General features: G+C 67.9%; 17 protein-coding genes. 12 read left to right on the forward strand and 5 right to left on the reverse strand.

The features are described 5' to 3' along the window. The 4 genes from JC881_RS29450 to JC881_RS29465 all read left to right on the forward strand — a co-directional run. Positions 1–862, forward strand: an 862-nt coding sequence (locus JC881_RS29450) for a pentapeptide repeat-containing protein (protein ID WP_198789330.1), incomplete at its 5' end; no start/stop codon positions are given. 10 nt (positions 863–872) lie between these two features. Next, positions 873–1,967, forward strand: a complete 1,095-nt coding sequence (locus JC881_RS29455; RefSeq protein WP_198789331.1) for a pentapeptide repeat-containing protein — start codon at positions 873–875, stop codon at positions 1,965–1,967. Positions 1,968–1,978: 11 nt separating this feature from the next. After that, positions 1,979–2,572, forward strand: a complete 594-nt coding sequence (locus JC881_RS29460; RefSeq protein ID WP_198789332.1) for a DUF3540 domain-containing protein — start codon at positions 1,979–1,981, stop codon at positions 2,570–2,572. A 10-nt stretch (positions 2,573–2,582) separates the two neighbouring features. Next, positions 2,583–2,978 (forward strand): DUF4150 domain-containing protein, encoded by a 396-nt coding sequence (locus JC881_RS29465; RefSeq protein WP_198789333.1) that lies wholly within the window; start codon positions 2,583–2,585, stop codon positions 2,976–2,978. A 46-nt stretch (positions 2,979–3,024) separates the two neighbouring features. Here the strand turns inward: JC881_RS29465 and JC881_RS29470 are convergent, their stop codons facing one another. From JC881_RS29470 to JC881_RS29480, 3 genes are all read right to left on the reverse strand, one after another. Beyond that, positions 3,025–3,831, reverse strand: coding sequence for a PP2C family protein-serine/threonine phosphatase (locus JC881_RS29470; RefSeq protein WP_198789334.1), 807 nt, complete (start codon positions 3,829–3,831; stop codon positions 3,025–3,027). Beyond that, the gene (gene tagH / locus JC881_RS29475; RefSeq protein ID WP_198789335.1) at positions 3,824–5,860 is read right to left on the reverse strand and encodes a type VI secretion system-associated FHA domain protein TagH; all 2,037 of its coding nucleotides are present in this window, start codon (positions 5,858–5,860) and stop codon (positions 3,824–3,826) included. Before tagH ends, JC881_RS29470 begins: the two co-directional genes overlap by 8 nt. A gap of 65 nt (positions 5,861–5,925) precedes the next feature. Then, the gene (locus JC881_RS29480; RefSeq protein WP_198789336.1) at positions 5,926–6,327 is read right to left on the reverse strand and encodes a TssQ family T6SS-associated lipoprotein; all 402 of its coding nucleotides are present in this window, start codon (positions 6,325–6,327) and stop codon (positions 5,926–5,928) included. Positions 6,328–6,488: 161 nt separating this feature from the next. Between JC881_RS29480 and tssJ the strand changes: the two genes are divergently transcribed. The 6 genes from tssJ (at position 6,489) to JC881_RS29510 (ending at position 16,383) form a co-directional block, all read left to right on the forward strand. Beyond that, on the forward strand, positions 6,489–7,007 hold the full coding sequence (tssJ, locus tag JC881_RS29485) for a type VI secretion system lipoprotein TssJ (protein ID WP_198789337.1): 519 nt from the start codon (positions 6,489–6,491) through the stop codon (positions 7,005–7,007). A 158-nt stretch (positions 7,008–7,165) separates the two neighbouring features. Beyond that, entirely contained in the window at positions 7,166–8,545 is a 1,380-nt protein-coding gene (gene tssK, locus JC881_RS29490; RefSeq protein ID WP_198789338.1) for a type VI secretion system baseplate subunit TssK, read from the forward strand. An 8-nt stretch (positions 8,546–8,553) separates the two neighbouring features. Then, positions 8,554–9,921: a DotU family type VI secretion system protein gene (locus tag JC881_RS29495; protein WP_198789339.1), complete on the forward strand. Its 1,368-nt coding sequence runs from the start codon at positions 8,554–8,556 to the stop codon at positions 9,919–9,921. Next, a complete protein-coding gene (gene tssM, locus JC881_RS29500) occupies positions 9,921–13,556 on the forward strand; it encodes a type VI secretion system membrane subunit TssM (RefSeq protein ID WP_198789340.1) in 3,636 nt (1,211 codons plus the stop codon). The genes JC881_RS29495 and tssM overlap by 1 nt, the downstream gene beginning before the upstream one ends. Before the next feature lie 3 nt (positions 13,557–13,559). Next, the gene (gene tagF / locus JC881_RS29505; protein WP_198789341.1) at positions 13,560–14,273 is read left to right on the forward strand and encodes a type VI secretion system-associated protein TagF; all 714 of its coding nucleotides are present in this window, start codon (positions 13,560–13,562) and stop codon (positions 14,271–14,273) included. A gap of 31 nt (positions 14,274–14,304) precedes the next feature. Further along, on the forward strand, positions 14,305–16,383 hold the full coding sequence (locus JC881_RS29510) for a serine/threonine-protein kinase (protein ID WP_198789342.1): 2,079 nt from the start codon (positions 14,305–14,307) through the stop codon (positions 16,381–16,383). A gap of 101 nt (positions 16,384–16,484) precedes the next feature. Here the strand turns inward: JC881_RS29510 and JC881_RS29515 are convergent, their stop codons facing one another. Beyond that, complete coding sequence (locus tag JC881_RS29515; RefSeq protein ID WP_198789343.1) at positions 16,485–16,922, reverse strand: GNAT family N-acetyltransferase; 438 nt, start codon at positions 16,920–16,922, stop codon at positions 16,485–16,487. Between the two features lie 105 nt (positions 16,923–17,027). Beyond that, complete coding sequence (locus JC881_RS29520; protein WP_198789344.1) at positions 17,028–18,569, reverse strand: YifB family Mg chelatase-like AAA ATPase; 1,542 nt, start codon at positions 18,567–18,569, stop codon at positions 17,028–17,030. Positions 18,570–18,792: 223 nt separating this feature from the next. Between JC881_RS29520 and JC881_RS29525 the strand changes: the two genes are divergently transcribed. Together JC881_RS29525 and glnK are read left to right on the forward strand one after the other, a co-directional pair. Next, positions 18,793–19,662, forward strand: coding sequence for a TorF family putative porin (locus JC881_RS29525; RefSeq protein WP_198789345.1), 870 nt, complete (start codon positions 18,793–18,795; stop codon positions 19,660–19,662). A gap of 65 nt (positions 19,663–19,727) precedes the next feature. Beyond that, positions 19,728–20,066 carry a P-II family nitrogen regulator gene (gene glnK, locus JC881_RS29530; RefSeq protein ID WP_007833403.1) on the forward strand — a complete coding sequence of 113 codons (339 nt, stop codon included), beginning with the start codon at positions 19,728–19,730 and terminating at the stop codon, positions 20,064–20,066. Positions 20,067–20,092 lie beyond the last annotated feature (26 nt).

A 20,092-nucleotide genomic window follows, 5' to 3' on the forward strand; every position in this document is an offset into this window, starting at 1 on the left:
CTTCAGCGGCGCGACGCTCGAGGGTTGCCGTTTCAAGAACGCCGTGCTCTCTCGGGCGCGCTTTGCCGGCGCCTCGATGGCGCGCTGCCATTTCGACGGCGCGAATCTCGGCAAGAGCGAGTTCACTGATTTGCGCGCTGACGGGTGCACCTTCGAGAGCACGATCTTCGAACAGTCGCGCTGGCGCCGCGCGCGTTTCGACGACTGCCGCTTCGTCCACGGCCGCTGGCGCTCGCTGCGGGCCGAGGATGCGGAGTTCACCAGGACGAGCTTCGTCAACTGCACCTTCATGCAGGCCTCGATGAAGGCCTTGCGCTGGCGCGCGTGCAGGCTCGAGCGCACGAGCTTCGTCGAAGCCGAGTTCGAGCAATGCGCGTTCCAGGACTGCGATCTCGCGCCGGTGCTGTTTCGCATGCTGCGCAAATGTGCGCCGACGGTCTTTTCGCAATCGCGCCTGCACCAGTCGTTCTTCTCGCCCGAGTGCGGCTTCGCGGGCTCGCGCTTCGATGGCTGCCGGGTCTCCGAGACCTCGCTGCGCGGCGTGGACCTGTCGGGCTCGGACTTCAGCGACGCCGTGCTCGACGGGCTCGATTTCTCGGAGGCCCGGCTCATGCGCTGCAGCTTCGAGCGCGCCTCCGCGCAGGAGGCGATGTTCATCCGCGCCGACCTGAGCGGCGCCAGCCTGCGTGCCGCGAACCTGGCGCAGTCGATCTTCAAGTCGGCCCGGCTCGACGATGCCTGCCTGGACGGCGCGAGCCTGTACCAGAGCGACTTCTCGATGGTCCGCACGAATGCGGGCACTTCGTTCGAGGCCGCATTGACGACCTGGATGAACACCAAGCCGGCGTTCCGGGCGGAGTGAAGCAACGCCGATGACATCATGGGAAGAACTCGCACAGCAATGCCGCCAGGGCAGGCCGACCGCATCGGCCGTGTTCGAGGGCGCGGCGCCCGCGGGGCTGGCCCTGGTGGGCGGCATCGTGCAGGACTGCAGTTTCCAGGCGGCCCAGCTGGCCGGCAGCAGCTGGAGCGACATGCAGTTCATCCGCTGCCGCTTTGCCGGCGTCGTCTTCGAGCGTCAGCGTTTCGAGCGCGCGCAGTTCATCTCCTGCGTCTTCGAGGATTGCACCTGGACGCAGCTCGAGGTGAGCGGCATGGCCATGGTCTCGTGCGAGCTGCGGCGCCTGGGCTTCGCGCATGCGCGCTTGGCCGATTCGGTGTGGAGCCGGTGCGTGGTCGCCGAGATGCATTTCGAAGGCGGCGAGTTCGACCGCTGCGCCTTCATGGACAGCGCCGACTTCGTGATGTCCGCGCAAGGCACGCGGTTTGCGCGCACCGTCTTTCGTCACGTGTCGCTCGTGCGCTGCGTGCTGCCGGGCTGCACCATCGACAACTGCGTGCTCATCGCCATCGAGGCGGCGGGCTTTTCGTTCGCCGGCATGGCGCTTGCGAAGACCCAGTTCACCGAGAGCGACCTGCGGCGCTGCGACTTCACCGGCTGCGACCTGCGGCAGGCCAACTTCAAGGGCGCGAACCTCGCGGGTGCGGTGCTGCTGCGCGCGATGGCCACGAACGCGCTCTTCATCGGGGCGAACCTGGAAGGCGTCGATGCCACGGGCGTGCAGTGCGCGCAGTCGATCTTCGACGGCGCCACGCTCACGCGCAGCCGCTGGCATGGCGCGTACATGGACCAGTCGATGCTCCGGCGCACCACTTGCCACGAAACCGTTTTTGCGGAAGCATCGCTCATCTACTGCGACTTCTCCCATGCCGGCCTGCGCGCCGCGGACTTTCGCGGCGCAAGGTTCGGACGCACGAACTTTCACCAGGCCGCCCTGGAGGCGACCCTCTTTTCGGACCGCGCCGGCATCCTGCCGGCCGATGACAAACTCAGCGAGGCAGAGAAATGGAAGCAACCCGAACACCGACAGGCCATGTTCCAGCGCACATCGACCAAAGGCCGCTGAGCCCCACCGGCGTGGTGCACGCCGAAGCCGAGGTGGTGGCGCAGGACCAGGGCAACGCGCTGCTGGTGCGGCTGGCGAGCGAGCTGGTCGCGGCACGGCGCGCCGTGAGTTGCCTCGTGGCGCCGATGCCGGGCGACAAGGTGCTGTTGAGCGGCGCGCGCGAAACGGGCCTGTGGGTCATCGCGGTGCTCGAGAGCCGCAACCCCGGGCAGCAGCTCCTGCTGGACGGCGACACGCGGCTGGTGGTGCGCAACGGCGACCTGAGTTTGCAGAGCGATAAAAACATCGCGCTGGATGCGGACTCGATCGGCCTGCGCGCGAAGTCCACGCTGAACATGCTGTGCGAGCGCGCGGTCTCCACCTGCGCGCAATGGCTCGGCCACGTCGGCCTGTACCGGCTGGTGGGCAAGGAGATGGAGACAGCGCACGAGCACGTGAGCACGCATGCAGCAACGGCCGTGCGCACCACCGAAATCAGCGAAACCGTGCGCGCAGGCCACCTGGATTGCCAGGTCGAGGGCGTGCTCGAGATGCACGGCCATGCCACCTTCATGAGCGGCAAGACGCTGCTCAAGTTCGACAGCGAACAAGTCCATCTGGGCTAGGAGCAAGACCATGTGCTTTGCCTGCTGTCAGCTCATGGGCTTCGACACCGGATTCCCGGATGTGTGCCTGACGCCGCCGGGGCCCGTGCCGGTGACCTATTTCAACATCGGGGCGGGCATGACCGCCATTCCGAACGTCACCAACATCCTCGTGCTGGGCATGCCCCAGCACAACATGGGCACGCGGATTCCGTTCACCAACGGCGACAACCCGGGCATCGCGCTGGGCGTGGCCTCCGGCTCGGTGATGGGGCCGACCCAACCGATCGCAAACTGCGCCTGCACGGTCATCGTCAAGGGAATGCCGGCGATGCGCATGGGCTCCGTGTCGCTCGCGAACCGCACCAACACGGTCTCCGTGCGGTCTTCGCCGAGCCAGGGCACGGTCGTGATCTGCGCGCCCTGAGCCTCACCGGCGGCTTGCGCGCGCGGCGCGAGCCTCGAGAAAAACTTCAGGCCGGCCGCGCCGTCCCCGCCAACGTCACCTGCTGCGGAAACCCCACCCACACCGCCAGCGCCGAGTAGTTGTCCTGCGACTTGTCCGCCTTCGCCTCGGCCGCGCGGCGCAGGAGGGCGAGCCATTCCTCCGCGCTGTCCGCCAGCTGCAACGATCGCTCCATCACCTGCTGCGAGATGAGCTGCCAGAGCCCGTCGGTGCACAGCAGGAATGCATCGCCATCGGCCAGCTGCTGCGATGCGGACACCGTGGTCTCCGCCGTCGCGCGCGCACCGAGCGCGCGGTACAGGAGGTTGGTCTTGACCAGGCGCTCGCCGCCATTCGCGCCGTTGCCCATCGCGGCTTCGCCCGAACGCTCCGACAGGCTGTGGTCTTCGGTGCGCTGCATCAGCGCGCCGCGGCGGAACCAATAAAGGCGGCTGTCGCCCACGTGGGCCCACGTGGCCTGGCCGCTCGCGCGGTCGACGAACAGCGAGACGATGGTCGCGCTCATGCGGCTCTGGTCGGCCAGTTCGCGCTGCCTGGCGAGGATGGCGTCGTTGGCCGCCTTCACCGCGTGGCGGATGTCGTCGGCCGCGACCGAGGGGTGGTCCACGAAGGTGTTGAGCGCGGTGTCCACCGCGATGCGCGCGGCGAGCTCGCCGCCCGCGTTGCCGCCGACGCCGTCGCTCACCACGAAGCAGGCGTTGTGCTCATCGAGGTGGTAGCCGATGGCGTCCTGGTTGCCGGAGCGTTCGCCTACGCAGGAGAACTGCGAGGTCGAGATGGGAACCGCGAAAGCGGCGCGGGTGGCTTCAAGCACGGCGCGCCTCCTTCAAGCGTTCCATCTCCCGGTCGTAGGCCTGCTGGAACGCGCGGCCGAAGACGGCCTGGAAATCGTCCTCGACGGCCGCAGTCGTTTCCGCGTGCAGTTGCCGCAGCTCGCGCCACAGGCGCGCCTCGCGGCCGCCGGGCAGCATCTTCTCGGCGAGGCTGCCGTCGTGCGGCGTGGTGCGGTTGAGCGTTGCGGGGTCGAAGCGCTGCAGCACGGTGAGCAAGGCCGCGCGCATGCCGGCCACCATGCCCAGCTGGTGCGACTGCAGGTCGCCGAGCGCATCGTGCACGGCGGCCTCCGGCGTGAGGAAGCCGGGCATGCGCGCGCCGAACATCTGCATCAGCACGGCGCGGCCGTTGGGCAGGATCTTGAACGGGTTGTTCTCCTCGTCCACGATCATCGTGATCTCGGCGCGCACTTCGCGCTTGAGCATCGCGCGCGAGGACAGGAGTTCGATGGTGCCGTCGGTGAACGCGCGCATCAGCCGGCCGAGGTGGCGCATGGCGTCGGCATCGAACGGCTGCTGGCCCGCGACGTCGGGCACGCCGGCGCCTTCGAGGAATGCCTTGAAGAGTTCGTCGGAAGAAGCGGGCGACGACGCCGCCGTCGTGGGCGGAAGCGCTGCGGCCACGGCGGACGGCGCGGTGGACACCGGTTCGGGTTCGGGCTCGGCGGGTTCCGGTGACGCGATCTCGACCGGCGGAACGACCTCTGCGGGTGCCGTCGCGACGGGTCGTACAGCGGCGGGCGTTTCCGGTTCAACAACCGGCGCGGGTGCCGATGCCGCTTGAGGAGGTGGCGGCGGAGGAGGAGGAGGCGGTGGTGGCGGTGGTTCAGGCGGCGGACTCGCCTCCACCTTCACCGGCTTCCCCGCCGGCGCATCGAACGGCACCGGATTCGGCGGCCTGAACTGTGCCCCCACTTCGCGTGCGTGGTTCGCGTGGTTGTACCCCTGCGCGGCGGGCGGATTCGTCAGCAGGTCTAGGGCCGGGTGCCTGTCGCTGAGCGGGTCTTCGTGGGTCAGCGCGGTGGGCCGCGGATCGGACAGCGGCGAGGGCGCGTTGCTGTCGGCCGCGAAGAACGAGAGCGGGTCCATGCCGCGCTTGAGCGCGATGTCGGACATGCCGTCCGCCGCCTCCGGGTTCAGCTCCGCGAGCGGATCGGCCGGGTTCCTTCGCGCCTGCGACGGCAGCTCGAAGGGCTCGTGCGCCAACGGGTCGGGCATCGGCGCCGGCGTGCTGTCGACGCGGCGCGGCGCGTTCGCAAGGATGGCGTCCCAGTCGGCTGCGGAAGGAATCTGCGACGTGACCGGTGCAGCCGGCTTCGCGAACGGCGATGGTGGCGGTGCCGTCGTGACCGCGGGCGCGGCGAACTGTTCCCTGGGCGGCGGTGCAACGACCGGCGCCGGCGCCGGTGCTGGAGCAGGCATCGCCACGGTCGTCGGCGGCGCATCGCCGATGGGCAGCGCGCCCGCGCCGAACAGGTCCGAGAACACATCGGAGACCGGTGTCTCCGGCAGCAGCGCATCCATCGAACTCGGCGGTGCCGATTGCACTGAAGGCGGACGCAGCGTTGCCGGCACATCGATCGGCGGCGGCGGTGGTGGTGGCGGTGGCGGTGGCGGCGGCGGCGGCGGCGGCGGCGGCGGCGGTGATGGTGTCGGCGGCGAAGGCGGCGGCATCGCTGCAACGCTCGCCGCACGCTGCGCACTCGCAGCCTCCAGCACATAGCTCCCGATGGCCACGCGGTCGCCATCCGCGACACGCGACTCCTCTTCATGCAGGAGCGTGCGCCCGTTCACGCTGATGGGCAGCACCGCGCTCATGTTGCGCAGCACCGCGGCGCCTTCGTCGTCGAAGCGCACGGTGGCCTGCAGGCGCGAGATCTGCCGCTGCTCGTCGGGCAGCACGAGGTGGTTGTCGGGGCTGCGTCCGATGGTGCCTCCGGGCGCTGCAAGCAGTGCCGAAGGGCCTGTTGTCACCGGCCTGCCGGCATGTTCGATCACGGTCCAGCGCATGGCGTCTTCCTGTTGATGGCGAGCGTCGTCGATGGTGTCGGTGTCGGCCGTGGCGGCCGCGCTGGTCAGCGCTTCATTCGCTTGGCTGCCTCGAAGGCGGGGCCCCACACCGGGTGCTTGCGCTCGGCGACGTTGAGTTCGAAGTTGGGGAATACATCCAGGATCTTGCGAAATTGCGTGCGGCATTCCGGGATCTGGTTGCTCACGCAATAGCTGAAGGCCTCCAGCTTCATCGCGCTCTGGCGCGTGGCGGGCTCGGCGCCTTCGAACACCGACACGCCGCCGCTCTTGAGCGTGGTGATGGCCTTGGCGTAGTCGCCTTCGTCATAGGCCTGCTGCGCGCGCTCGAGCGTGTCGCGCGCCACCTTCTGGCTCAGGCGTTCGGGTTGCGGTGGCGGCTCGGGCGTGGTCTGGCAACCAGTGACCAAAAGGAGCGTGAACGCCAGAGCAGGCAGACATGACTTCAATCTTCTCTCCTACCTTGCGAAGGGCAATGAAAGGCAATGCTTGAAAGGGTGTGCCGCGCGGTTGCGAGTGGTTGCGACAGTCGCGGCACCGGCACACGATGCGTCGTCGCCGATGTGCACGACTTCGATAATATAGGCCGCGAACCTCTGGGGGAGATCTCATGCAGCGACGAAGTTTGCTTCAAGGCGCACTTGCAACCACACCGTTGTTTGCGGGCCTCATCAGCGGATGCGCCTCAACAGCGAAATCCCTGCCCACACCTTATGCGGTCACCGTTCGTATCGACGACGGCGTGAACCCCGATGGTCGCGGCCACGCGGCGCCGATTCTCGTGAAGGTCTTCGAACTGAAATCTTCCGGTAACTTCGAGACGGCAGACTACTTCGCACTTCAGGACCGCGACCGCGAGACGCTCGCGACCGAACTCGTGAATGCGGACCAGGCCATCATGCGAAGCGGCGAAGAGCGCGTCTTCAAGCGGGAAGCGGGGCTTGATTCGCGCTCCATCGGCATCATCGCGGGCTATCGCAAGCTGGAGGCCGCGCGTTGGCGCATCGTGCTGCCGCTGAAGGAACCCAAGCAAACCAATCTCTACAAGGTGTGGCAGTTTTCGCCGAGCGAACAGGCCGTGCGCATCGCCATCCGGAAGACAGGCATCGAATTACTACCAAGTCGTTAACCGGCCGGCAAAGGTAGTCAAAAAGTGCGAAGAATTGGCGCGTGAAATGCGGTGCAAAACGCAACAAGCGGCGTGTAGCATCAGAGCAGACCGATCGATCGGGAGGCCGTTCATCAGCGCATCTCCCGCTTCCGTGTGAGCACTCCCCAGGAGGTTCTTTGGTGACAGTTCGCAACTCGGGCTCCGCACGTTTGGGCGCCCATCCGCAGGCATTGGGAAATCGCGTGGTGTGGTCCGAAGGCATGTACCTGCGGCCCCAGCATTTCCAGCAACTGGAGCGCTACGTCGAGCAGTACGTCACGCGCCGCACCGCGGGCCTGCAGGGCGCTTATTGGGGCTGGCTGCACCTGGACATCGACCGCGATGCCTATGCGCTCGGACGCGTGTCGCTGCTCGGCGGCGCGGGCGTGCTGCCCGACGGCACGCCGTTCTCCTTCGGCATCGAGGACGCACCGCCGCCCTACGAAGTGCCCAACGACCTGACCGACGAACTCATCGTGCTCGCGCTGCCGCTGCGAAGGCCCGGCAGCGAGGAAGTGATCTTTGCCGACGACGAAGGCTCGGCCGCGCGCTTCGGCGTCATCGAGCGCGAGGTGGCCGACGGCAATGCGGTGGCGCTCGGCCCTGCGGTGCTGCAGCTGGCCGCGCCGCGGCTGCGTCTCGCGCGTGCCTCGTCGCTCACCGCGGAGTGGCAGGCCATCGGCGCGGTGCGCGTGATCGAGCGGCGCACCGACCACAAGCTGGTGGTCGATGCCAACTACATTCCGCCGGTGCTCGACGCATCGGCGCACGCGATGCTGCGCAGCATGATCGCGGAGTTGCACGGCCTGCTCACGCAGCGCTCCGAGGCGCTGGCTTCGCGGCTCTCGCAGCCGGGGCGCGGCGGCGTGAGCGAGGTGTCCGACTTCCTCCTGCTCGAACTGGTGAACCGTTATCTTGCGACCACCTGGCATGCGCAGCAGGCGGTGCAGGTGCACCCCGAGCAGCTCTTCACCGACTGGCTCAAGCTGGCCTGCCATCTCGCCACGCACACCTCGCCCACGCGGCGCCCGGTGCTGTGGCCGGTGTACGACCACGACAACTTGAACGAGAGCATCCGTCCGCTGATGGAGGAGCTCCGGCGTTCGCTCTCGGCCGTGCTCGAGCAGAGCGCGATCGCCATCGAGCTGGAGGAGCGCAGCCACGGCGTGCGCGTGGGCCGCATGCCCGACCCGGTGCTGGTGCGCAATGCCGGTTTCGTGCTCGCGGTGCATGCGGACCTGCCGGCCGATGCGATCCAGCAGCGCTTTCCCACGCAGGTCAAGATCGGCTCGGTCGAGCGCATCCGCGACCTCGTGCAACTGCAACTGCCGGGCGTTACCGTGCGGCCGTTGCCGGTGGCGCCGCGGCAGATTCCGTACAACGCGGGCTACCACTACTTCGAGCTCGACAAGAGCGGCGACATGTGGCGCCAGCTCGAGAAATCGGGTGGCGTCGCGATGCACCTGGCCGGTGACTTTCCGGGTCTGGCCATGGAGTTCTGGGCCATCCGTCCGTGAGGGAGCCTATGAACGGTGTCAACGACATGGCCGTCGGTGCCGGCGGCTTCGTGCCGCCGAACCCGGGCGGCGGCAACAACAACAACAACGGCGATCCGTCCACGCTGCGCGGCCTCGGCCAGCAGCCCGAATCCTTCACCGCATGGCACGACGCGCGGCGCCCGCACGCGGGCGACACCGCGCTCGCGGGCAACAACGCGCTGGTGGCGGCCGCCAATCCGCTGCTCGACCTGATCCCGCAGATCCGCGCCACCGGCCACCACGATGCGCCCGCCCAATTGCGCGAGCACCTGGTCGATGAAGTGCGGCGCTTCGAGACGCGCGCGCAGCAAAGCGGCATCTCGCCCGAGGTGATCATCGGCGCGCGCTATTGCCTCTGCACGGCGGTCGACGAGGCTGCGGCGCTCACGCCGTGGGGCGGCAGCATCTGGTCGTCGCAGAGCCTCCTGGTGATGTTCCACAACGAGACCTGGGGCGGCGAGAAGTTCTTCCAGCTGCTCTCGCGCCTGGTGCAGAACCCGCAGCAGCACCTGCACCTGATCGAGCTCATCTACTTCTGCCTGGCCATGGGGTTCGAGGGGCGCTTTCGCGTCATCGACAACGGCCGCACGCAGCTGGAAACCCTGAAGCAGCGCCTGCTGCAGATCATTCGCCAGACGCGCGGCGAGATCGCGGTGCCGCTCTCGCCGCACTGGCAGGACGCGACCGCGCCGGTGCGCCGCACGCGCAACTGGCTGCCGGTGTGGGCCGTGGGCGCGGTGGCCGCGGTGCTGCTGGTGCTGACCTTCGCGGTGCTCACCTTCAATCTCGCGGGGAGTTCCGATGGCGCGTTCGCGGCCGTCAACGCGGTGCGCCTGCCGCAGACCGCGCGCGCGGTGGTCATGCAGGCGCCGCAGCCGCGCCTGCAGCGCTTTCTCGAGCCCGAGATCCGCGAAGGTTTGCTGACGGTGCGCGACGAGGCCGACCGCAGCGTGGTCGTGCTGCGCGGCGACGGGCTCTTCGCCTCGGGCTCAGACCGCGTGCTCGACCGCTATGCGCCGGTGTTGAGCCGCGTGGCCGATGCGCTGAATTCGGTGGAAGGCAACGTGCTGGTCAGCGGCTTCAGCGACGACCAGCCGATCAGGAGCGTGCGCTTTCCTTCCAACTGGCAGCTCTCGCAGGCGCGCGCCGATTCGGTCAAGAAGATGCTGGCCGCGCGCATCACGCGGCCCGAGCGCCTGCGCGCCGAAGGCCGCGGCGATGCCGATCCGCTCGCGCCCAACGACTCGGCGGCCAACCGCGCGCGCAACCGGCGCGTGGAGGTCACGCTGCTGGTGGCGCCCGTGGCGCCTTCGGCATCGGCAGCACCGGTGGCACCACAAGGGGGAACCCGCTGATGCTGCGTTCCATCTTCCGTTTCCTCATCGGCCGCGACCTGTGGATTTTTCTCGGCCTGCTGGCCGTGGCGTTCCTGATCTGGGTCATCGGCCCCGTCATCGCGGTGGGCCGCTACCGGCCGCTGGAGAGCGAGTTCGTCCGCATCGTCGTCATCGCGCTGATGTTCGCGATCTGGATCGTGCGGCTGGTCTATCGCAAGTGGCGCGAGCGCCGCCTGAACGCACAGCTGCTCAACCAACTGCGCGTGCCTTCGAAGAAGGAGAAAGAGGCCCGGCCCGAAGACGCGCCCGAGATCAAGGAATTGCAGAGCGGCTTCACCGATGCCACCGCGATCCTGAAGAACATGCGCTTCGGGCAGGGCGCCGACGGCAAGCCCGCGAGCCGCTTCTCGGTGTTCGACCGGCAGTACCTGTACCAGCTGCCCTGGTACATCTTCATCGGCGCGCCGGGCTCGGGCAAGACCACGGCGCTGGTCAATTCCGACCTGGACTTTCCGCTGGCCGACCAGCTGGGCAAGGCCGCGGTGCGCGGCATCGGCGGCACGCGCAACTGCGACTGGTGGTTCACCAACGAGGCGGTGCTCATCGACACCGCCGGCCGCTACACCACGCACGAGAGCAACCGCGAGACCGACGAGGGCGAGTGGAAGGGCTTTCTCGACCTGCTCAAGAAATTCCGCCCGCGCCAGCCGATCAACGGCGCGATCCTCACGATCAGCATCGCCGACCTGCCGCTGGCCGACGACGCGCAGCGCGCGCGCCACGCGATGGCATTGCGCAAGCGCCTGCTCGAATTGCGCAACGACCTGGGCATCGACTTTCCGGTGTACGTGCTGGTCACCAAGACCGATTTGCTGGCCGGCTTCAACGAGTACTTCGGCTCGCTGGGCCGCGCCGAGCGCGCGCAGGTGTGGGGCTTTACCTTCCCCATCGAGGGCAATCCGGCGGAAGCTGCGAAGGCCGACCTTCGCGAGCGCTTCCACCAGGAATACAAGCTCCTGCACCAGCGCCTGGACGAGCGCCTGCCCGAGCTCATGGCGGCCGAGCCCGACCCGATGCGCCGCGCTCAGGCCTACCTGCTGCCCCAGCAGTTCGCGAGCTTCGAGGACATCCTGGGCACCTTCCTGGCCGACGTGTTCAACCCCTCGAAGTTCGAGGCCGCCTCGATGCTGCGGGGCGTCTACTTCACCAGCGGCACGCAGGAGGGCACGGCCTTCGACCGCGTGATGGGCGCGATCAAGCGCTACCTGCAAGTGAACGCGCCGCCCGCGCCGCCGCCGGGTCCGGGCAAGAGCTACTTCCTGAAGGAACTGCTGCAGCAGGTGATCTTCCGCGACGCGGGCGTGGCCGGCACCAACCTGCGCTGGTACCGGCGCCGCCGCGCCATCGACATCGCTGGCTACAGCCTCATCGGCGTGCTGCTGGTGGTGCTGCTGGGCGCCTGCGTGAACAGCTGGCGCAACAACAAGGACTACGTGGCCGAGGTCGACAACAACGCCAAGGCCTTCAACAAGGCCGCGGCGCGCGGCGAGTTGCCGACGGTGGTCGATGCGAGCGGCGACCTCGCGAGTTCGCTGCTGATCCTGGACCGCCTGCGCGACCTGCCCAAGTCGGGCCAGTTCGACATCGGCGATCCGCCCGTCTCGCACCGCTTCGGCCTCTACCAGGGCGAGAAGCTGCAGGCCGCGACCGACGGCGTCTACCAGCGCGCGCTGGAGAGCGTGCTGCTGCCGCAGGCGGCGCAGCGCATCGAGCAGTCGCTGCGCGATGCCGCGAAGATCGATGCCGAGTACAGCTACGAGGCGCTCAAGGCCTACCTCATGCTGTACGACGCCGAGCGCTACGACGCCGACTTTTTGCAGGCGTGGCTCCTGACCGACGTGGACCGCAAGATCGGCGCCTCGCTCACGCGCGAGCAGCGCACCAACCTCGAATCGCACCTGAAGGCGCTGTTCGCGGGTCGCGTGGTGGCCTCGCCCTTCGCCAAGGACGACAAGCTCATCACCCAGACGCGCGAGCGCCTGGCCGGCGTGCCGCTCGCGCAGCGCTCGTATGCGCGGCTGCGCCGCATCCTCCTGCAGACCAGCCCGCCCAATGCCTTCACCATCGCCGAGATGGCGGGGGCCGAGTCGGCGCTGGTGATCCGGCGCGCGAGCGGCAAGCCGTTGACCGACGGCATCCCCACGCTCTTCACCTACCGCGGCTACTGGGACATCTTCGACAAGCGCATGGCCGAGACCACGCTCTCGCTGGAGCAGGAAGACCGCTGGGTGCTGCAGATCCGCGCGCCGGGCATCACCGACGTCACCTCGCGCGAGCTCCTGCTGCGCGAGGTGCGGCGGCTCTACCTCACCGACTACATCCGCGTGTGGGACGAGTACCTGGCCGACGTGCGGCTGGCCGAGAGCAAGTCGCTCCTGCAGAGCATCCAGATGACGCGCGTGCTCTCCACCGGCGAGTCGCCGATGTCGCGGCTCATCCGCGGCGCCGCGCGCGAGACCGACCTGCTGCGAAACCACGACGAGGCCGCGCGCAGCCTGCTGGACCAGGCGCAGAACCGCGTGGCCAGCACGCGCGAGCGCATCGAGCAGCTCATCGGCCAGCCCGACGGCAGCCAGCGCCGCAACGCCGCGCCCGACCGCCCCGAGTCGCTGGTGGACAACCACTTCGAGCCGCTGCGCCGCATGGTGACCGCGCCCAAGGCCGGCGGGCAGACGCCGCTGGATGCGACGGCCGCGCTCATCAACGAGCTCTACACCTTCCTCACCGCCACCGACACCGCGCTGCGCAGCGGCAACATTCCCCCGTCGAGCGATGCGGTCACCAAGGTGCAGGCCGAGGCGGGCCGGCTGCCGGTGCCGTTCCAGGGGATGCTCAATGACCTGTCGGCCACCGCGTCGTCCAAGGCCGCGGCGGTGACGCGGCAGAACATCGGCCAGAACGCGGCGGCGACCATCGGGCAGTTCTGCAACCAGGCCATTGCGGGGCGCTACCCGTTCACGCGCGGCTCGCCGCGCGACGTGGCGGCCGGCGATTTCGCGCAGCTCTTCGCGCCGGGCGGGATGATGGACGACTTCTTCCAGAAGAACCTCGCCTCGCAGGTGGACACCTCGGTGAACCCGTGGACCTTCAAGCGCGGCGTGGATGGCAGCGCGGCGGGGCGCTCGGCGTACCTGGATTCGTTCCAGCGCGCGCAGGCGATCCGCGACGTGTTCTTCACCGGCATGGCGGGCGGGCGCACGCCCTCGTTCACCATCGACCTGCGGCCCGAGGACATGGATGCGGCCATCACCCAGTTCACGCTCGACGTCGACGGCCAGACGGTGCGCTACGCCCACGGCCCGCAGGCGCCCAGCACCGTCAAGTGGCCGGGCCCGCGCAACAGCAACCAGGTGCGCCTTCAGGTGACCACCGCCAACGGCACGCCGGCCGGCGGCATCGTGACCGAGGGGCCGTGGGCGCTGCACCGGCTCTTCGACAAGGCCTCGATCTCGGCGGGCGGCGCGCCCGAATCGTTCAACGCGACGTTCGACCTGCAGGGCAAGAAGGTGGTGCTGGCGGTGACGGCCAACAGCGTCTACAACCCGCTGCGCCTGAACCAGATGAGCGGGTTCTCGTGCCCCGGGAAGTCATAGGCCATGAACAGCAGCATTCCCCCGCAGGCCTGGGTGCCCGTCGACGAGCAGATCGGCTGGTACGGCAAGCTGCCCGCCGCCGGCGACTTTCTCTACCGCCGCATGCCGCGCGAGCTGCAGGCCTGGTGGGACCGCTGGATGCAGAACGGCCTGGGCAGCTTCAAGCGCTGGCCCGACGCGATGACGCGCCACTACGCGGTCGCGCCGGTCTGGAACTTCGCCATTCCCGCGACGCACGGCGTGGACGCGGTGCAGTTCGGCTGCATCGCGCCCAGCTGCGACCGCGTGGGCCGCTACTACCCCGTGTGCGTGACCTTGCAGGTGTCGGCATCGAACTACCGCCCCGCCGTGCTCGAAGGCTCGGCCGCCTGGTACTGGCAGTGCGGCAGCGCCTTGCTGCAGGCCATTCGCCACGGCGTGGCGCCCGACCAGTTCGACGGCCAGATCCTGGCCGCCGCGCGCGAGGGCTTTCGCACGGCCAGCGGCGGCTCGGACGACATCCTCTCGATCCTGGGGCCTACAGCCGCTGGCGCGGCCGCCCAACAGCGCCTGGGCTGGCCCGAGCTTCCACTGTGCTTCGACCCCTTCGGCAGCACCAGCTACTGGTGGACCAACCAGGCCGACGGGTCACCGTTGCGGACCGCGGCCCATGGCGGCGGCCTCAACACACCGCTGTTCTCGAAATTGTTTTCGCAGGGGCACGTGCCATGGGCATGAAAAACCAGCTCCCTGCGGCAGGAGGAGATGCATGACGACGCACGGCACTGGCAACGGCGGCGGCGCAAGTGCGCCGTCCGATGCACAGGACACATCGGAGAAACCGCACCCGCTGGGCACGGGCCACCGGCTGGACGAGTTCGAGCTGCTGGAGGTGATCGGCGAAGGGGGCTTCGGCATCGTCTACCGCGCCTACGACCACTCGCTGCAGCGCGAGGTCGCGATCAAGGAGTACATGCCCGCCATGCTCGCGCGCCGCGTGGGCGACAACAGCGTGCACGTGCGCTCCGAGCGCCTCACGGCCACCTTCCAGGCCGGCCTTCGCAGCTTCATCAACGAGGCGCGCACGCTCGCGCAGTTCAGCCACCCGGCGCTGGTGCGGGTGCACCGGTTCTGGGAATCGAACTCCACCGCCTACATGGCGATCCAGCTCTACAAGGGCCGCACGCTGCGGCGCCTGGCCGACGACGAGCCCGCGAAGATCACCGAGCCGTGGCTATTGAACATGCTCGGCCCGCTGCTCGGCGCGCTCGAGACGCTGCACCGCAACCAGTGCTTTCACCGCGACATCGCGCCCGACAACATCTTCGTCCAGCACGATGACCTGCCGGTGCTGCTGGATTTCGGCGCGGCGCGCAAATCGATCGCCGACCTGGTCGACGAAGTGGCGGTGATGGTGAAGTCGGGCTACTCGCCCATCGAGCAGTACGCCGACGACAACACGCTGCTGCAGGGCGCATGGACCGACATGTATGCGCTGGGCGCCGTGCTGTACCGCGCGGTCACCGGCCACCCGCCGCCCTCGGCCGTGGTGCGCAGCGTGCAGGACGCGTACGTGCCGCTCGCCTCCATGGGCCGCGCCGACCTGAGCCCGGGCTTCTGCGCCGCGGTGGACCACACGCTGGCCGTGCACAGCAAGGACCGCACGCAGACCGTGGCCGCGTTCGCGGCCGAGCTGGGGCTGGTGAAGCTGGGCGACATCTACGTGAACGCGATGGCGGCGCCGACGGTGATCATTCCGTCCGCGCCGGTGGCGGCCACGCCGCCTCCGCCGCCGCTGTCATCGGTGTCGGCGCCGGCGCCGCTCGAAACGGCCGCCTTCGCTGCGCCACCCGCGGCAGTGGCAAAGCCGGTGAAGGCCGCCAAGGCGCCCGCATCGCCGAAGGGCGATGGCCCGCGCAAGCCCGGCCCCAAGCCCGTCGCGGGCGCGAAGTCGTCGGCCTTGCCGCGCTGGGGCGTGGTCGGCGTCCTGCTGGTCGCGCTGGTGTCCGTGGGCTGGTGGATCGGCCTGCGCATGACCTCGGACAAGCCCGACACGACGACGGCGATGGCACCCGTGCCGCCGCCTTCGGCGCCGATGTCCGACCCCAGCGCGCCGCCGGCCGCGATGCCGCAGCCGGGCACGAGCGCCGCGCCCGGCGCATCGTCGGGGACAACGCCCGGCGCAACGCCAGGCACAACGCCTGCGATCGCCGATGGCACGCCCACCGGTGTGGCCACGGTCATCGCCGGTGGCGCCACGCCGCCCGCATCGCCTGCCAGTGCACCGGCGGCAGGGGCGCCGATGGCTCCGCCGCCCGAGAGCACGCCCGCCGCCGCGCCGCCGCTCGAACCCCCAATGGCCGTGGCCACGCCCACCGTGCCGCCCGAAGCCGCCCAGGCCACCAGCGAGGTCGAGGACTGGAACCTCGCGCAGGCCGAGAACTCGCGCGAAGGCTACGAGGCGTACCTGCGCCGCTACCGGCGCGGCCCGCACGCCCGGGAAGCGCGCAACGCCATCGCCGAGCTGAACCGGCTGTCGCCGACGATGCCCGCGCCGCCCACCTCGGCGGCTTCGACGAACAACGTGCCGACCGTGGTGGCGGGCAGCGCATCGCCGACTGCTTCGGCCTCACCGGGCATGGGCCGCGTGCAGTTCAACATCCGGCCGTGGGGCCAGGTGCTGGTCGACGGCGCGGACCGCGGAGTGAGCCCGCCGCTCAAATCGCTGTCGCTGCGGCCGGGGATCTACAACATCGAGGTGCGCAATGGCGACCTGGAGCCGTACCGGCAGCGGGTGACGGTGCAGGACAGCCGGTCGGCGCCTGTGGTGGCGCACGAATTCAAGTAGCTGAATTGCGGGCGGGTCGAATTTCAGTTCCGCCAAATGAATTGAGGTTGGCGGTTTTTTGATATCGCCACGCACCGGGATCAATTGGCTCGTGCAATTGTTCACTGACCTTTAATTTGACTGCCGCGCGTGGTGGCTGCGCGCGAGCAGGTGGTCAATGTCGATCTCGGAAGAATCCCGAATTTGGCAAAAAAGCCTTCTTGCCCTGGAAGGACGTCGGCATAAACTGCGGTGTGGCCGTGTGAATTCAAGAGTTCGCGCATAAGGACGGACCCCAATCCTTTTCCTTGGAAATCGCGGTGAACGGCCAATTCCGCCAGCCAGGTGACGGAATAATCATCTCCAAAAGCTCTGACAACTCCCGCGACCGTCCCGGATGATCGCAAGATGGCGTGATAGCCCCTGGCGTACATCGCGTTTATTTCGCCATGGGAATAGTTGCCGCCCCATCCGATGGAGTTATAGATTTCGGCAATTCCATTGCACTCCGACGAGGATGGTGGCTCGCATATCTTCAGAATCACGTCTGTGGTTTGCAATTCGACTTCCCTGGTTTTTAGCTAATGGATAATTCGCGAAGTTAAATTGATATTTTTTGACGTCAGTTCCATTGGCATATCAACGAAACGCCGCGAATCTGTCGGTCACGCGACGGCGTGCAACCCCCTGCGGTATTGCACCGCCTCCGCCACGTGCGCGATCTGCACCGCTTCCGATGAATCCAGGTCCGCGATCGTGCGCGCCACCTTCAGCGCGCGGTGCGTGCTGCGCGCCGACCAGCCCAGCTTGGCCGCGGCGTTGTAGATGAACTTGAGCGCCGTGGCGTCCAGTGCCGCGTGCGTGTCGATGGCGTTGCCCTGCAGGTTCTGGTTCGCGTAGCCCTGGCGCCGCATGGCGCGTTCGCGGGCCGCCACCACGCGGCCGCGGATGCTTTCGGTCGATTCGCCCAGGGGCGAGTCGAGCAGTTGCTGCGCCGACACGGCGGGCACTTCGATGTGCAGGTCGATGCGGTCGAGCAGGGGGCCGCTGAGCTTGCCCTGGTAGCGCGAGACCTGGTCCGGCGTGCAGCGGCACGGCTTCAACGACGAACCGAGGTAGCCGCAGGGGCAGGGGTTCATCGCTGCGATCAATTGAAAACGCGCGGGGAATTCGGCGCGGCGCGCGGCGCGAACGATGGTGATGGTGCCGGTCTCGAGCGGCTCCCGCAGCGCCTCCAATGCGGAGCGCGCAAATTCGGGGAATTCGTCGAGAAAGAGCACGCCGTGATGCGCGCGTGAAATCTCGCCCGGCCGCGGCGGCGAGCCGCCGCCCACGAGCGCCACCGCGCTGGAGGTGTGATGCGGCGCAGACGTCGGCCGGCACATCCACCGCTCCGTCGCGAAGCGACCGCCCAGGCTGGCCACGGCGGCGCTTTCCAATGCTTCGTCGATGCTCATTGCCGGCAGCAGGCCGGCAAAGCGTTGCGCGAGCATCGACTTGCCCGAGCCCGGCTCGCCCACCATCAGCAGGCTGTGGCCGCCGGCCGCGGCGATTTCGAGTGCGCGCTTGGCGCCGGCATGGCCCTTGACCTCTGCGAGGTCGGCGTACGGCGATGCGGCGACGTCCGGCGTGACATGGATTCGCGCCCAGCCATCGTCGGGCGGCTCGGGGGTCGTGGCCTTGTCGTCCTCGGAAAGGAACTGCCGCACCACATCGAGCAGGTGCCTTGCGCCGTAGACCTCGCCGCCGGGCACCAGCGCAGCTTCCTGTGCGCTCTCGATGGGCAGCACCAGCTTCGTCGCGACGCCGCGCGTGTACAGCGCGAGCGCCATGGCCAGCGCGCCGCGCACGGGCCTGAGCTCGCCTGAGAGAGACAGCTCGCCCGCGAACTCGTGTCCCGCGAGCCGCGCGCCCTGGATCTGCCCGCTCGCCGCGAGGATGCCCAGCGCGATCGGCAGATCGAAGCGGCCGGAGTCCTTGGGCAGATCGGCCGGCGCGAGGCTCACCACGATCTTCTTGTTGTTCGGAAACTCCAGCCCCGCGTTCTGGATGGCCGAGCGCACGCGGTCGCGCGATTCCTTCACCTCGGTCTCCGCCAGCCCGACCAGCGTGAAACTGGGCAAACCGTTCGCCAGATGCACCTCGACCGTGACATCGGCCGCTTCAAGCCCAAGCAAAGCACGGCTTTGCACCAAAGACAGACTCATTCTTCTCCCTCTCCCCAAGATGGTGCGTCCATCTTTTTGTTGGCCCACGGCCGCGCGGCACGCTGGTGCCTGCAACCGATCGAAACATTCCTTGTAACGAATTGGCGCTCATCGGCGGGCGCCCGTTCCCTCTCGGGCGGCCGTATTCGTGCACTTTGGCACGCTCCCTGCTTTGAGGGTGTTCAGGTCCCACAACACTTTCTTACTTGCGAGGAGTTTCCCGATGACGCACCGTTCCGCCGTCCAGGCGCTGATCGTTCTGGCCACTGCATTGACCGCGTCGGGCGCCGCCCTGGCGCAGACGGCACCGGCAGACCCGGCGCCCGCCCCGGCGCCCTCGCTGACCGGCAATATCTCGCTGACCACGAACTACAAGTTCCGCGGCCAGGACCAGGACATGATCGGCCGCAACGACTACGCCAAGACCCGGGGCCTTAAGCCCGCCGTTCAAGGCGGCTTCGACTACGCCTTCGGCGACAGCGGCTTCTACGTGGGCAACTGGAACTCCAGCGTCAACTGGCTCAAGGGCAACAGCATCGAGACCGACCTGTACGGCGGCTACAAGTTCAAGGCCGGCCCGATCGACATGGACGTCGGTGCCCTGACCTACATCTACCCGGGCAACTCCGCGGGCAACACGACCGAGCTGTACCTGGGCGCCACCTACGCCAACGAAACCTTCGGCTCGTTCACCGCCAAGTACTCGCACACGGTTTCCAAGGACTACTTCGGCTACGCCGGCAACAAGGCCGGCTCGGGCCTGAAGGGCCGCAACACCGGCTACCTGAACCTGGCGTACAGCAAGGAAATCGTGCCCAAGGTCACGCTGAAGGCGGCCGTTGGCTTCACGAACATGTCCAGCGACATCCGGAGCCTCGGCTACAAGAGCTACGTGGACTACAACGTCGGCGCCTCGTATGACTTCGGCAACGGCCTGTCGCTCACCGGCTCGGTGCAGGGCGCCAACAAGAAGACCAACTACCAGGTCGTCGCGAACCCGGGCATCGACATCCCCGACTTCGGCACCTTCGGCACCACGTACTACTCGCCGAACAAGGCGCGCTTCATCCTCACGCTGACGAAGACGCTCTAAATAAAACAACGAGGTGCGGCCCAAGTTGCCGCACCATTTCATTTCCATCCAAAGGAGAAGTTCACATGAAGCTGGTCACAGCCATCATCAAACCGTTCAAGCTCGACGAGGTGCGTGAAGCACTCTCGGCGATCGGCGTGCAGGGGATCACCGTCACCGAAGTGAAGGGGTTCGGCCGCCAGAAGGGCCACACCGAGCTCTACCGCGGCGCGGAGTACGTGGTCGACTTCCTGCCCAAGGTCAAGATCGAAGCGGCCGTCTCCGACGACCTGGTCGATCGCGTGATCGAAGCCGTCGAAGGTGCTGCCCGCACCGGCAAGATCGGCGACGGAAAAATCTTTGTCTACAACCTCGAACAGGTCGTACGCATCCGCACCGGCGAAACGGGCCGCGAAGCCCTCTGATCGAGTCTGGCCCGAAAGAACAACGA

The organism is Variovorax sp. IB41, assembly GCF_016405905.1.
Classification (GTDB): domain Bacteria; phylum Pseudomonadota; class Gammaproteobacteria; order Burkholderiales; family Burkholderiaceae_C; genus Variovorax.